Source organism: Bacillus capparidis, from assembly GCF_017832095.1.
In the GTDB taxonomy this organism is placed as follows: Bacteria; Bacillota; Bacilli; order Bacillales; family Bacillaceae; genus Bacillus; species Bacillus gobiensis.
On sequence record NZ_JAFDST010000002.1, the window covers coordinates 703,542 to 717,620 of the forward strand.

Below are 14,079 nucleotides of genomic sequence, written 5' to 3' on the forward strand. Positions count from 1 at the left end.
TCGACCCGATAATATCATTCTCCTAAATCATTTTAGAACATAAAAAAGAGAGACAGGCCAAGCCTCATCCCTCTAAATACCATCTTTTTCCCGTTACTTCGTTCCAAACATGCGGTCTCCTGCATCACCAAGTCCGGGAATGATGTATCCTTTTTCATTCAGCTTTTCATCGAGTGCTGCGATATAAATGTCAACGTCAGGGTGATACTTTTGAACTTCTTCTACACCTTCCGGGGCTGCAATTAAGCACATAAAGCGAAGATTTTTCGCTCCTCTTTTTTTCATGCTGTTCAAAGCTTCAACCGCAGATCCTCCTGTCGCAAGCATTGGATCGACAACGATAAATTCGCGTTCTTCGACGTCAGATGGAAGCTTGACGTAATATTCAATCGGCTTTAGCGTCTTAGGATCACGATAAAGTCCGACGTGGCCTACTTTCGCAGCAGGTATCAGCTTTAGAATGCCATCAATCATTCCCAGCCCCGCTCTTAAAATCGGAACGACTCCCAGCTTCTTTCCGGAAATGACTCTGGATTTTGCCTTCTGAACCGGTGTTTGTACGTCCACCTCTTCCGTTGACAAATCTCTTGTTATTTCAAAAGCCATTAAAGTAGCAACTTCGTCCACCAATTCTCTGAATTCTTTTGTTCCCGTATTTACATCACGGATGTATGTAAGCTTATGCTGAATCAACGGATGATCAAACACATATACCTTTCCCACTATCCTTCACTCCTTCTTATTAAGCAGCAGGCCGCTCTCATCTTACACTTCAATTGATTCTACAAAAAAAGACAACAGTTTTCAACGATTGAGTGAAATAGGCATTTTTTTCTAAATAAAAACCTGATTTCCTTTTACAGAAATCAGGTTAATTTTCTTAATAATCAATTTCAGAATAAAGCGGGAATTTTTCTGTCAAAGACTCTACGCGTTGTGCAGCTTCTTTAAGTTTTTCTTCGTCTTCCGGATTTTTAAGGGCTAGTGAAATAATTGCCGCGATTTCATCCATCGCTTCTAAGTCAAAGCCTCTCGCTGTCACTGCAGCTGTTCCGATGCGAATTCCGCTTGTTACAAATGGGCTTTCCGGGTCAAAAGGTATTGTGTTTTTGTTTACGGTAATTCCAATCTCATCAAGCACATGTTCAGCAGTTTTTCCGGTAATGCCCAACGATCTGACATCAAGCAATACTAAATGGTTGTCCGTTCCGCCGGAAACAAGCTGGATTTCTTCTTTTAACAAAGCCTCTGCCAGTCTGTTCGCATTTTCAACGACTTGTTTTGAATAGTCTTTAAATTCGTTTGTTAATGCTTCTCCGAACGAAACTGCCTTTGCAGCAATAACGTGCATCAGCGGTCCGCCTTGGATTCCAGGGAAAATTGACTTATCAATCTTTTTGCCGAATTCTTCCTTACATAGGATCATGCCGCCGCGAGGTCCGCGCAATGTTTTGTGAGTAGTCGTTGTAACAAAGTGGGCATGAGGAACCGGGTTCGGATGAAGTCCTGTGGCGACAAGGCCGGCGATATGAGCCATATCAACCATAAAATACGCCCCAACTTCGTCTGCTATCTCACGGAATTTTTCAAAATCGATGACGCGTGGATAAGCACTTGCACCAGCAACAATCAATTTAGGTTTATGTTTAAGGGCTTTTTCACGGACATCCTGATAATCAATAATGTGGGTATCCTTGTCTACTCCGTATTCAATGAAGTTGTACTGTACACCGCTGAAATTAACAGGGCTGCCGTGTGTCAAATGTCCGCCGTGAGAAAGATTCATACCGAGCACTGTATCGCCAGGCTCTAAAATTGTAAAATATACTGCCATATTGGCTTGAGCGCCTGAATGAGGCTGAACATTTACATACTCTGCACCGAATATTTCCTTCGCACGATCTCTGGCAATATCCTCTACAACATCAACATATTCACAGCCGCCGTAATATCTTTTTCCGGGATATCCTTCGGCATATTTATTCGTTAAGACGGATCCTTGAGCTTCCATCACAGCCTCAGATACGAAGTTTTCAGAAGCAATCAATTCAATTTTAGACTGCTGGCGCTTACGCTCATTCTGAATCGATTGAAACACTTGCTTGTCTTGCTCAGGTAAATATTTCATATGCAAATTCCTCTCCTATCGACATCCGTGTTGTCATATTTTATTCCATAACTATTGTACATGTTTTTTCTGCAAAATGTAAAAGTTTTTTTAAAATAATTGCATTTTCAACCCCAAAACCGAATATTAGAATAAAATAAAATAATGATAGTTCGTTATTCAATAGGATCCAGCAAATTATTTCAAATAAACGGCTCGTTCACCGCCGATTAATTTCGGACGTGTTCGCGCCACGGTGAGGTGGGCGGATCCCAGTGAACGTACAGAAAGCCGGACCGGAACCGCTACATGTTTTAAATGCATGCCGATAAAGGTATCTCCAATGTCGATCCCAGCATCTGCCTGAATGTGCTCTACAAGAACCGGCTCATCCATGTTTTGATACGCATACGCAGCCATTGAACCTCCTGCGCGTTTAACAGGTATTGCAGAAACGACAGGGAGGTTTCTTGCAGCAGCTATTTTTTCTTCAACGACGATTGCACGGTTCAAATGCTCACAGCATTGAAAAGCGACTTCAACCCCAGTTTCCTTTTTCAGTTTGGCAAGCCCTTGAAAAATAATCTCCGCAATCTCTTCACTTCCGGAAGTCCCTATATGTTCTCCAGCTATTTCACTCGTACTGCATCCAATAACAATCAGCTGATTTTCCTTTAAGCTTGTCTTCTCCTGAAATTCATTGAGGATTAAAAGCCAATCCTGCTGCAGGTTTTGCATGCTCATCATCCTTTATAGGGTAGATTTTTCATAATCTGAAATTTTTTCAATTCTTTTGGAATGACGGCCACCGAGAAATTCTGTCGTTAGCCATATTTTAGCGATTTCCCTTGCAAGCCCAGGGCCAATTACTCGTTCGCCCAAGGCTAGAACATTCGTATCATTATGCTCTCTTGTTGCTTTTGCGCTGAACGTATCATGAGCAAGCGCACAACGAACACCGTTTACCTTATTCGCAGAAATGCTCATTCCGATCCCGGTTCCGCAAATTAAAATGCCTCTGTCCACTTCACCTGAAGCGACCTTATGCGCCACCGGAAATGCATAATCGGGATAATCGACGGAGCCCGAATTGCAATCACAGCCTATGTCCAAGTAATCGATCTTCATTTCTTTCATTAAATTAATGATTTCTTCACGTATATGAATGCCTCCGTGGTCAGAAGCAATGGCAACCTTCATGATTATGCTCTCCTTCTCCTCATGCTATTCACTTTCATTTTACCCTTCACGATCGTAATTTTAAAGCTATTCCTCTATCTTGCTAATGAGCTTCATGATGAGGTCCCTCAATTCATCACGAGTGCCTTGGTAGACGGATAAAGGTCCGCCAAATGGATCGGCAATATCACCTGGTTCATTATTGACATAGCCTTTTAACGAATAGATCTTTTCTTTATATTCGGCAAATTTTTTATAAAGTATTTCCTTGTGTTGCTCTGTCATCGTCAGAACAAGATCAGCCCATTCCATATTTTCTTCTGTTAGAGGAGATGTTTTATGGTTTAATGCGATGCTTTTTTCAAATAAAGCATCCATCGCTTGAATAGATGCCCTTCCTCCTTTAACAGCGAAAATCCCGGCAGATCGAACGGACGCATCTATATTTTTTTCCTCAACAACTGACTTAAATAAAGCTTCAGCCATCGGACTCCTGCAAGTATTGCCGGTACAAACGAACAATATATTCACTCCGATCACTCCTTTAACGATATTATATAGGAAAAAGCATTAAAACGATAACAACGTTGCATCAGGTTCTCTCCTGTTTCTTTTTTATATAAGAAAAAGCAGCCAATCCTATGATTCGCTGCGTTTAGATAGGCAATAATAATTTTAATCCAAAACCAAGCAATATGGCTCCTCCAAGGGCTTCACTATATGTACCAAAATGTTCCTGAACCTTTTTACCGATCAACAGCCCAAACCATGTCAGTACCATACTAAATAAGCCAAACATCAAAATCGTTAACAGCGGCTTTGTTCCATAGATCCCCAAGCTGAGACCAACAGAAAAGCTGTCCAAGCTTACACTAATGGCAAAAAGGAGCAATCCATATCCGGTAGGAGTAACGAAGGGAGCCTCGTCTTTTTTTAGTGAGGCATAGATCATCTGAACACCTAGAATCGCAAGCAACGCTCCGCCTATATATACAGCCACTTCACCTAGAACTCCTGACAAAAAATACCCGGCAGCCATGCCAAGCAGCGGCATTATAATATGAAACAGGCCGATGACTACTCCGATTCGAAAAATTTGCTGGAGCCGCAATTTAACCATTCCCATTCCAAGACCAATTGAGAAGGCGTCCATTCCAAGCGCAAACGCCACTATACATAATGTAAGTATTTCCCCCATCAAGAAGTCAATGTTCATCCGTAACCTCCTTGGACACACCTGTAACGATAGCTTATGCATGTCCAAGAAGAGATAGAACTTACTCCCCGAGGCTAAACCTAAAGCTGGAGCATTTTATTTCCTGCTGCTTTAAGAAGCCGATTCATAATCGCTTTTCCAACCCCTTCATCCGGAAAGCTTTCGGCTAAAAGGATATCAAGCTCATCATCATCAAAGCTTCGAAGCGTATCATATAAACTATAGGCTACGGTATCCAGCTTGCTCCGGCTGCCGCATGACTTAACCGAAGAAGCATTATATACAGATTCCCGCTCCTTTGTTGTTAATATTCCTACTCTCAGACCTTCCTGCCTATACCGGTCAGCAAGCTCTTGTATTTGCTCCGGTCTTCCATCAACAATTGTTAGCGGAGCTACCGGAGCATAGTGCCTATACTTCATCCCTGGAGAGATCGGCGCCTTTCTTTCATCCGTTAACGCCTCATCCATTCGCACCGGACCTGCTACTCTCTCCAGCTCCTCTTTCGTGATTCCACCGGGTCTTAAAATCACAGGTGCTTCGCCGATACAAGAAACAACCGTTGATTCAAGCCCCACTCCAGTTGGTCCGCCATCAATAATCCCGGCAATTTTTCCATCCAGATCATTCAATACATGAACAGCCTTTGTCGGACTCGGTTTTCCTGACAAATTCGCGCTTGGAGCGGCAATCGGCAGACCGCTTTGTTTAATGATTTCCATCGCAACGGGATGACTCGGCATTCGGACTGCTACTGTATCAAGCCCGGCAGTCACCTTTGTTGATAGCTTCCCCTGCTTGCAAGGGACCACAATTGTCAGCGGACCCGGCCAAAAGCTTTTGATAAGTTCTTCTGCGTATGGTTGAATATTTTCTGTGAATCGCTCGAGATCCTCTATTTTCGAGATATGGACAATAAGCGGGTTATCACTCGGACGCCCTTTCGCTTCATATATTTTCATGACCGCTTCCGTACTCATTGCATTAGCACCGAGGCCGTAAACCGTTTCTGTCGGAAAGGCAACTACCTCATTTTTTTGCAATAGCTGCGCAGCCTGTGAAATCTGTGAATAATTTGTGGATAAATCCTTTTTTGCATCCACAGTCCATTGCATCGTTTTCATTTTATCCAAAACTCCTCTAAATCTTTTAAAATACTCCTAGTTATATAAGCATTTTCCGCAAAAATTACTGTAGAAAGTATAAGTCAAGAATAACAGAAAAACAAGTGTTGTCCACATATTGTGGATAACACTTGTTTGCCAGTGGATATGTTTGTGAATAAGATGTTGAAAAAAAACCGTTATCCACAATCCCTCATTTCTTTCACCATAAGTTCCGCTCCTTTGGATTTCAGCGCTTCTGCTGCATGCTCTGAATGGTGGATGGCTTGGGGAATGTTTTTTGTTTTTTTGAACCCCATCACATCTAAAAATTCGAACGAGGCCTGTTGGTTGGCAACCAAGTACAAGGTCCGAATCCTTTCATGGTCGCAAAGTAACTGCATGCTTTGAAAAAGCGAAACAATATGCCCCTGGTTCAGCTTGTCGGAAACAACCAATGATCGCAATATACCCCGACTATCCCCTAACTCTTCCAACCCTAAACACGCTGCAATTTTTTTATTGTTTTCTTCGAGAATAATAAATTTGCTGCCTTGAGTTCCAACCCCTTCATGCCCTACATTCGCCTCTTGTAAAAACTGAATAATTGCCTGCTCGTCCGACTTCTCCGCCACCCTCATTTGATAGTACACACTGTCACCCCTATAGTTTATCTCCTTACTTCAATTTATGAGGGTATGTGCAGGTATATGCCCGTTCATTTAAGAAAAAAGACCTTCAAACCATTCAACTAAAAAGAATTTGACCTTAGGTTCTTCTTCATCTTCTGAATTTTCCTCAGTAAGAGAGCTTAATTCTTCTTTCTCTTCAATACTCTCATTAGACTCTTCTTCTTCCGGCTCCTGGACAGCCTCTCCATTTGAAAAATCGAGAAAGCATAGAGGCGGAAACAGGACACACCACCAGTTCGCTCCCTGCCCTTCTCCGAGAGTAATTAATACCGCTTCGTAGTCGCCTGCCGGATAGACGAAGTTCCCGTAAAGCTTTGTCGGAAATGCAACTTTATTGAATTCGACCGAAATCTTTTGACTCATTCCTTCCTGATCCATCACTTGTTCTGCCACTTCTTCAAGCTCAGGAACCCTTGAGCGGATGACGTTTCTCGCTTCTTCAACAGACGTTAAATCCTGTACCCAGGATGTAATTTCGCCCTTCACTTCATCTCTGATTTTTCGCTTAAGTTCCTGATCCTCTTCAGCATCGCTGTTCGCCAATATGCGAAGCCTTATCGCTTCATCAGGAATGACTTTGGTTTCACCGCTGGTCGATTGAGCCGTTTCCTCTTTATATAAACTGGCGATCGCTCCGATTAGCAAACAGTAAATATAGATATATGCTAAAAATGATTTTTTCATTTTTTACTCACCGTTCCTCTCCCCCGATATCTATGAATAGTATGGACAGAGAAAATCCGGTTTAAACAAATAGAATCTATTATTCTTATTTTTTCTTAATACTTTCATACGAATCTCATATAAAGAAATGGATGTAAACGTGAGGAAGGTTGAAGTTATGCCTTATTAAGCAAGGCAGGGCTCCATGTTTGAAGAGGAATCAGCGCAGCCCATGTTCATGTGTATATGAAACTGACAATCCTGAAATCCGATCGTCACCTCCATACACGCGCTTTTGTTGACTGTATTTTATTGGTATAATTAATTTATATAAATGATCGTTAAAATAAAAGGAGACTGTAAAATGACCCTGATGAAAAACAAGCACGTTGCGGGAATATCCATTATTTTTGCAACAATTCTTCTTGTTTCTTCTTTATTAACTTTTTCTGCGAGTGCATTCAATAATAAAGAAATAGAGTTATTAACTACTAAATGTTACGAAACTAATGGAGAGGTAGAATTAATACTTCATAACCCTCTTACACATAGCTATTCTTTCAGCTGTAATAAAAATTAAGTCAAATAACAAAATCGCTAATGTTATTTAAAGGAAGTCCTAATTCAAGATCCTCGAGGTTGGAAATAGAGTAGAACATCTTCCAAAATCCATCAAGTAGTCTTTCAATATTTGTTTACCTGAGCTATCATTACAATTCTCCCAATGATATACGAGACCAAATAAAAGAAGAAGCGCCATCAGCTAGGCACTGCTTCCTCCTTTGCGATAACCGCATAGACTATTCGGTCTTTTCCATTGATATCTTGTTTCACCTGGACTTCCGCTTGCGGAAATGCATTCAATAAAAGCGATCGGACGGCCTCGCCCTGAGTGTGCCCGATTTCAAATACAACGATGCAGCGATCAGCCAAGACATTGGGCAATTCCTCCATGAAGCGTTTATAAAAGCCTAACCCGTCCGAACCATCAGTTAAAGCTCGTACCGGCTCATGGAGTCGGACCGTTTCAGAAAGGGTATCTAGTTCCTCCAGCGAAATATAGGGAGGGTTGGAGACAATGATATCCGCTTTCTGATTCGCTTGGACAAGCGGCTTGAGCAAATCTCCGCAAACGAATTCGACCTTGGCTCCAAGCCGTTTGGCATTTTCAGAGGCTACCTTCAAAGAAGCTTGTGCAATATCGGTGGCTGTTACGAAAAGTTCGCAGTTTTCCAATGCCATCGTAATCGCAATCGCTCCGCTTCCTGTCCCGACATCAACTGCCCGCAGTCCTTTTTCACCCGGAAAAACCGTTTCGATTTTCGACAGTGCGAACAAAACGACCTCTTCCGTTTCCGGACGTGGAATTAAGACATCTTCGTTTACGACAAATTCGCGTCCGTAAAAATATTCCTTTCCAGTTATATACTGCACTGGAATACCTTCTGCATGTCTTTTAACCATTGAGCTAAACCGATCCAGCTGCAGATTAGAAATTGAGTCATGCAGGCTTGCCAGCAGCCGGCTCCTGTCCGTGTTTAATTCATGAAGCAGCAGGATTTCTGCTGCATTTTCGTCTCTTCCTGCTTCTTTCAAACAAGAAGAAGCCCATTTAAGGGCCTCAAATACGGTGTTCATTTAGTTTTCAGCCCTTTGAAGCTTGCTTGATTGGTCTTCAACAATCAATGCATCAATAAATTCATCAAGCTTTCCTTCCATGATTTGGTCCAGCTTTTGAATCGTTAAGCCGATGCGATGATCTGTTACCCGGTTTTGCGGATAATTATAGGTGCGAATACGCTCGGAGCGGTCACCTGTACCAACCGCTGACTTTCTATTTTGGTCATATTCCGCTTGAGCTTCCTGCTGAAATTTATCATAAATTCTAGCACGAAGAACCTTCATTGCTTTTTCTTTGTTTTTGATTTGCGATTTTTCGTCCTGACAGGACACTACGACACCTGTTGGAAGGTGAGTCAATCGTACAGCTGACATCGTCGTATTTACGCTTTGGCCTCCAGGACCGCTTGATGCAAATGTATCGACACGGATATCCTTCTCATGAATATCGACCTCAACTTCCTCTGCTTCAGGAAGGCAGGCTACAGTCGCGGTAGATGTATGGATTCTTCCGCCGGATTCTGTTTCCGGAACACGCTGAACTCTGTGGGCTCCATTTTCGTACTTCATCTTTGAGTAAGCACCATTTCCGTTGATCATGAAAATAATTTCTTTGTATCCGCCGGTACCTGTGACGCTTGCTTCCATCACTTCAGTTTTCCAGCCTTGAATTTCAGCATAGCGGCTGTACATACGATACAGGTTTCCAGCAAACAACGCCGCTTCTTCTCCGCCGGCAGCGCCCCTGATTTCCATAATTACGTTTTTGTCATCGTTCGGATCTTTTGGAATGAGCAAAATTTTTAATCGCTCAGCCAATTGTTCTTCCTCAGCCTGAAGCTCTGACACTTCTTCTTTAACCATCTCACGCATGTCGGCATCCAGCTTTTCTTCGAGCATCGCCTTTGCATCTTGCAATTCTTCCGTTATCGTTCGATACCTTCTATATACTTCAACAGTTTCTTGAATATCGGATTGTTCTTTTGAATATTCTCTAAGCTTATTTGAATCGCTGATGACTTCTGGGTCACTTAACAGCTTATTTAATTCTTCATAGCGATCTTCAATTGATTTTAGCCGATCTAACACAGACTTCACCTCTGTTTTATATACGCATAACATTTTAATTATAGTACAGTGAACGCATGCCGTCAAAAGCAAATACAGTCCAATTTTCACGTTTCACAGCAAAGCGAATTTGATAAGATTAAACTGAGCGAAAAAAATCTATATAAAAGGAGTTTTTTCTTATGCTGCAAGCTATCCACCACATCGCTGTTATTTGCACTGATTATGAAAAGTCAAAATCTTTTTATACGGATATACTCGGATTCGAAATTATCGCCGAGGTCTACAGGGAAGAAAGAGATTCCTATAAGCTCGACCTTTCGCTAAATGGGGATTATGCAATCGAGCTCTTCTCCTTCCCTTCTCCACCGTCAAGGCCGTCACGTCCGGAAGCAGCCGGTCTTCGCCATCTGGCATTCAAGGTCGACAACATTCATCAAGCAGTTGAACACTTGAACAAAAAAGGCATTCAAACCGAACCGATTCGGATTGATCCCTATACAGAAAAAGCTTTTACCTTCTTTAGCGATCCAGACGGGCTTCCCCTTGAGCTTTATGAAGGCTGATCACAAGAATCGACATTTGGCTCGTATCTAATTGAAGCAGCACTTTCTTTGCCGAATTACTTCTTGTTTTGTCTAACAGAAAGGATACTCTCTTTAGCAAGTAGAATACCTTCTGAAAAAGGGAGGTATGGAAAATGAACACAACTGTCGTCGCAAGTGAACTCGGGGTTTCTACAAAAACGGTACAGCGGTGGGTTAAACAGCTCGATTTCCCTGCATCTCGGAACGAATATGGCCATTATGAATTTACCAATGAAGATGTTGAGGCGCTAAAAAAAATTAAAGACCAATTAAAAAACGGCGCATCCATGCATGAAGTTGCCAGTAAAAGCGAAAACCACAAAAAGGCTTTTGTTTGGACAGAAAGAACGGGATTTGACCATGGACAGAAGGAATACATCATTGCTTTAGAACAAAAGCTTGAGAACCTCAGCCAAAGAGCCAATGCGGAAATGGAGCATATGGGGAAAATCATCTCCAATCTTGAAAAAAAGCTGACCCAAAAAGCCGATGATGTTGTTTCCTATCAGCTCCTGCAGCATCGAAGAGAACTCGAAGACCTTCAATCAAAGCTTGTTGATATGGAGGAACAGCTGCAAAAATCGAATGAGAAGCTAGCTGCCACTGAAATGGCCGCTTCTATCGAGAATCAAAAACCAAAAAAACGGCTGAAATCCTTATTCTCGTTTTCATAATGATCGAATATAAATGAGAAAAAGAACCCTTATCACACGATAAAGGTTCTTTCTTTCGTTATACAAGAAGTGAAATAAGTATGGGCAATGTAATTAATGACAGGATTGCACTAATCACAAAAGCTGATGCTGTTTCGGCTTCTTGGCTTTTAAACTGAGTAGAAATCATGACTGCAACTGCTGAACCCGGAAAGGCTACGAGCAGAACTGACTTCGTTACTTCATCTGCCGTAAGTCCTATAAGCAAAGCAATACCAAATGTAAATATCGGCTGTACAACTGTTTTTAAGAAAGCAATGCTAAATGCCGGAAAGCTAAATTTTATTTTCTTAATTCCCACTGTAACCCCTACCGCAAACAACGCGACTCCAGAAGTGGTGGTGCCGATCATATCCAGCATATTTCCGATCAGATCAGGAGCTTTAAATCCCAGAAATACCAGCAATGTGCCAAGAAGAGGCGCCCACGCAAGCGGAACTGATAAACCATGTAAAATCGCTTTTAGGGTCACCTTTCCAAGCCCTTCGGTACGATCAGCGGCTTTTTCTCCTATCGTGCCAATTATAATTGATAAAGGATCAAGCAAAGCATTAACAACGATTCCCGTAATGGCAATCGGAATGGCCACCTCACCTGCTCCATATAAGCTTCCTAATACAGAAATCCCCATAAACGCAAAAGTTGGCTGGGCTGAGTTTAGCGAGAACATGGACGCTCCAGTCAATTGATATGAAAATACGTAACGAACGACCAATAATACGATAATGTAAAAACCGATGATCCCCAAAACCAGCGTTACCATCAGAGGGATCTCCGCTTTGAATTCGTCCTTTGGTGTCGCAAGCGTACTTGCTAAAAAGTGTGCAGGAAGTGCATATTTTGTAACAAAAGAACTGATTCCTTTTGAAGATTTCCCATCATATCCGCCATAACGGCCCGCAAACCATCCCAAGAGGATAACAAAAAATATAGGTGCTAAAAGGATAAGTATGGAAAAAAAGTTCATCGTTATCCCTCCTGTAGACTAACTTAAATTTTCTATATTAATATTAATTTCCAATGATAGACCGGTACGCCGGCTCCCACATCGCAGCTTTAACTGTTTCTTCTATATTTTCAGGGACGACTCTTGCTATTCCTTCATCGACCGCAGCCTTAACAACATCAACGGCGACTTGAATCGATACTTTTTGCAATTCATCAACCTTCGGAAGCAATCCGGCTTCATTGCTCTCTGTATTTGTCATATTCGCCACCGCATTTGCTGCAGCTGCAAACATCGCATCACTCATCACTTGTGCTTTGGAAACGATCGTTCCGAGGCCAAGTCCAGGAAAAACAAACGCATTATTTGACTGTCCGATTTCGTATGTTACGCCTTTGTATTCAACTGGATCGAAAGGACTTCCAGTGGCAATCAATGCTTTTCCGTCGGTCCATTCAAGCAAATTACTTGGAACCGCTTCGGCAAGATTCGTCGGATTCGACATAGGAAGAATGATCGGATGTTCCGTGTGAGCAGCCATTTCTTTGACAATTTCTTCAGAAAATGCTCCAGCCACTCCAGATGTACCAATTAGAATCGTTGGTTTCACTTGTTTGATCACTTCATAAAGAGAGATCTCGCCTTTTTCATTCTTTGCCCATGATTCAACTTCATCTTTTGCACGCAAATACGGCTTTTGAAAATCACGTATATCTTCCATTCCTTCAATAAGAAGGCCGCGATAATCAACTGCCCAGAATTTTTTCTCCGCTTCTTCTTTTGTTATGCCATCAAGCGATATCGCATCACGGATCTGATCTGCAATTCCGATGCCCGCAGACCCAGGGCCAAAAATAACAACTCGCTGGTCTTTCAAGCTGGTATTTAATTTCTTAACCGCAGATAATACCGCAGCAAGTGTGACAGCTCCGGTTCCTTGGATATCATCATTAAATGTTGGCAATTTATGATTGTATTTCTTCATAATATTACGCGCATTAAAGTTGCCGAAATCCTCCCAATGTAAAAGAGCTGATGGGAAAAATTTAGTGGCTGCTTTCACGTAGGCATCAATAAACTCATCATATTTTTCTCCGGTCTCTCGCGGATGCTTGTTTCCGATATAAAGCGGATCGTTCACTAATTTTTGATTGTTTGTTCCTACATCAAGAACAACAGGGATTACTCGGCCGGGATCGATTCCAGCTGCAGCTGTATAGACCGCCAGCTTTCCTACCGCAATATTAATACCGCCTACTCCCCAATCTCCGATACCTAAAATACTTTCTGAATCCGTCGTCACGATCAGATCGATATCACCGGCAGTCGCGTGTAAATTTTCAAATGCCTTTTCAATTCCGTCTATGTCATCTATTGAAAGATAAATACCGTGCGGACGGCGATATTCATGGCTGTATTCCTGGATCGCTTCACCGACGGTCGGCGTATAGACAACAGGAAGCATTTCTTTCAGGTGATTTTTAAGCAGTTTATAGAACAAAACTTCATTTCTATTTTGCAAATCGTTTAAGTACACATTTTGGCGAAGCCGGTCAGGCTGTGTAGAAAATTGCTCATAAGCCCGTTCAACCTGCTGTTCGAGTGTAAGCACTTTAGGAGGCAGCAGACCTTCAAGTCCTAGCTCTTCACGTTCTTCCAACGTAAATGCCACACCTTTATTTAACCTCGGAATTGATAATACGTCTTTACCTCGTAGAGCAGTTTTATAGTACCCTTCCTTTGTTTTTACGATGTTGTTCATTATTAACTCCTTTCTTCGAAATCGGCAAGCGCCTAAATGAATCCGATTACAACCTTTATTTACATGCAGGATAATTCTTGTCCATTGTATGCCTGCCTTTAGCATAAAACAATATTATTTAATTAGATTAATTATTCATCAAATTACTCAATTTTTTTAGTTAAAAAAAACATACATTAGAATCAGATGTTTAGTAAAAATGGCAGATTTTCATGACAGAAAGATTAGTTCTAAAAGCAATATATAGTAATAAGGACCTGAATACGTTTTTGCATGTTAAGAATATTTTGTCCTTAAATTTATGAAAAAGTACATCAATCTTTTAAGTCCATAAACAGCAATCGAGAAGAAATTCTAAACTTGTAAATATAGTAAACTTACAATATGAACAGTAGATTAAATGACTAAAAATTCCGGCAGCTA

General features: G+C 41.6%; 16 protein-coding genes. 3 read left to right on the top strand and 13 right to left on the bottom strand.

Going from position 1 to position 14,079, the window contains the following annotated elements; all coding sequences use genetic code 11:
- Positions 1 to 93: 93 nt before the first annotated feature.
- The 9 genes from upp to spoIIR form a co-directional block, all read right to left on the bottom strand.
- On the bottom strand, positions 94 to 723 hold the full coding sequence (upp, locus tag JOC74_RS10570; protein ID WP_053604544.1) for a uracil phosphoribosyltransferase: 630 nt from the start codon (positions 721 to 723) through the stop codon (positions 94 to 96).
- 157 nt (positions 724 to 880) lie between these two features.
- The gene (gene glyA, locus JOC74_RS10575) at positions 881 to 2,128 is read right to left on the bottom strand and encodes a serine hydroxymethyltransferase (RefSeq protein WP_053604545.1); all 1,248 of its coding nucleotides are present in this window, start codon (positions 2,126 to 2,128) and stop codon (positions 881 to 883) included.
- A gap of 177 nt (positions 2,129 to 2,305) precedes the next feature.
- Positions 2,306 to 2,845 (bottom strand): TIGR01440 family protein, encoded by a 540-nt coding sequence (locus tag JOC74_RS10580; RefSeq protein ID WP_053604546.1) that lies wholly within the window; start codon positions 2,843 to 2,845, stop codon positions 2,306 to 2,308.
- Between the two features lie 12 nt (positions 2,846 to 2,857).
- The gene (gene rpiB / locus JOC74_RS10585) at positions 2,858 to 3,307 is read right to left on the bottom strand and encodes a ribose 5-phosphate isomerase B (protein WP_053604547.1); all 450 of its coding nucleotides are present in this window, start codon (positions 3,305 to 3,307) and stop codon (positions 2,858 to 2,860) included.
- A gap of 66 nt (positions 3,308 to 3,373) precedes the next feature.
- Positions 3,374 to 3,817 carry a low molecular weight protein arginine phosphatase gene (locus JOC74_RS10590; protein WP_053604548.1) on the bottom strand — a complete coding sequence of 148 codons (444 nt, stop codon included), beginning with the start codon at positions 3,815 to 3,817 and terminating at the stop codon, positions 3,374 to 3,376.
- A 124-nt stretch (positions 3,818 to 3,941) separates the two neighbouring features.
- Entirely contained in the window at positions 3,942 to 4,502 is a 561-nt protein-coding gene (locus JOC74_RS10595; RefSeq protein WP_053604549.1) for a manganese efflux pump MntP, read from the bottom strand.
- Between the two features lie 80 nt (positions 4,503 to 4,582).
- Positions 4,583 to 5,626 (bottom strand): L-threonylcarbamoyladenylate synthase, encoded by a 1,044-nt coding sequence (locus JOC74_RS10600; protein ID WP_053604550.1) that lies wholly within the window; start codon positions 5,624 to 5,626, stop codon positions 4,583 to 4,585.
- Between the two features lie 179 nt (positions 5,627 to 5,805).
- Positions 5,806 to 6,258, bottom strand: coding sequence for a GNAT family N-acetyltransferase (locus JOC74_RS10605; protein ID WP_053604551.1), 453 nt, complete (start codon positions 6,256 to 6,258; stop codon positions 5,806 to 5,808).
- Between the two features lie 69 nt (positions 6,259 to 6,327).
- Positions 6,328 to 6,981: a stage II sporulation protein R gene (gene spoIIR, locus JOC74_RS10610; RefSeq protein ID WP_053604552.1), complete on the bottom strand. Its 654-nt coding sequence runs from the start codon at positions 6,979 to 6,981 to the stop codon at positions 6,328 to 6,330.
- A 343-nt stretch (positions 6,982 to 7,324) separates the two neighbouring features.
- On the opposite strand from spoIIR, the gene JOC74_RS10615 reads away from it, so the two are divergent.
- Entirely contained in the window at positions 7,325 to 7,540 is a 216-nt protein-coding gene (locus JOC74_RS10615; protein ID WP_053604553.1) for a hypothetical protein, read from the top strand.
- A gap of 179 nt (positions 7,541 to 7,719) precedes the next feature.
- Here the strand turns inward: JOC74_RS10615 and prmC are convergent, their stop codons facing one another.
- Together prmC and prfA are read right to left on the bottom strand one after the other, a co-directional pair.
- Positions 7,720 to 8,598 (bottom strand): peptide chain release factor N(5)-glutamine methyltransferase, encoded by an 879-nt coding sequence (gene prmC / locus JOC74_RS10620; RefSeq protein WP_053604554.1) that lies wholly within the window; start codon positions 8,596 to 8,598, stop codon positions 7,720 to 7,722.
- A complete protein-coding gene (gene prfA / locus JOC74_RS10625; RefSeq protein WP_053604555.1) occupies positions 8,599 to 9,669 on the bottom strand; it encodes a peptide chain release factor 1 in 1,071 nt (356 codons plus the stop codon).
- 161 nt (positions 9,670 to 9,830) lie between these two features.
- Between prfA and JOC74_RS10630 the strand changes: the two genes are divergently transcribed.
- Positions 9,831 to 10,214: a VOC family protein gene (locus tag JOC74_RS10630; protein WP_053604556.1), complete on the top strand. Its 384-nt coding sequence runs from the start codon at positions 9,831 to 9,833 to the stop codon at positions 10,212 to 10,214.
- 134 nt (positions 10,215 to 10,348) lie between these two features.
- Positions 10,349 to 10,909 carry a chromosome-anchoring protein RacA gene (gene racA, locus JOC74_RS10635; RefSeq protein WP_053604557.1) on the top strand — a complete coding sequence of 187 codons (561 nt, stop codon included), beginning with the start codon at positions 10,349 to 10,351 and terminating at the stop codon, positions 10,907 to 10,909.
- Between the two features lie 58 nt (positions 10,910 to 10,967).
- Here the strand turns inward: racA and JOC74_RS10640 are convergent, their stop codons facing one another.
- On the bottom strand, positions 10,968 to 11,915 hold the full coding sequence (locus tag JOC74_RS10640) for an AEC family transporter (RefSeq protein ID WP_053604558.1): 948 nt from the start codon (positions 11,913 to 11,915) through the stop codon (positions 10,968 to 10,970).
- A gap of 43 nt (positions 11,916 to 11,958) precedes the next feature.
- Positions 11,959 to 13,656 (bottom strand): NAD-dependent malic enzyme, encoded by a 1,698-nt coding sequence (locus JOC74_RS10645; RefSeq protein WP_053604559.1) that lies wholly within the window; start codon positions 13,654 to 13,656, stop codon positions 11,959 to 11,961.
- Between the last annotated feature and the right edge of the window lie 423 nt (positions 13,657 to 14,079).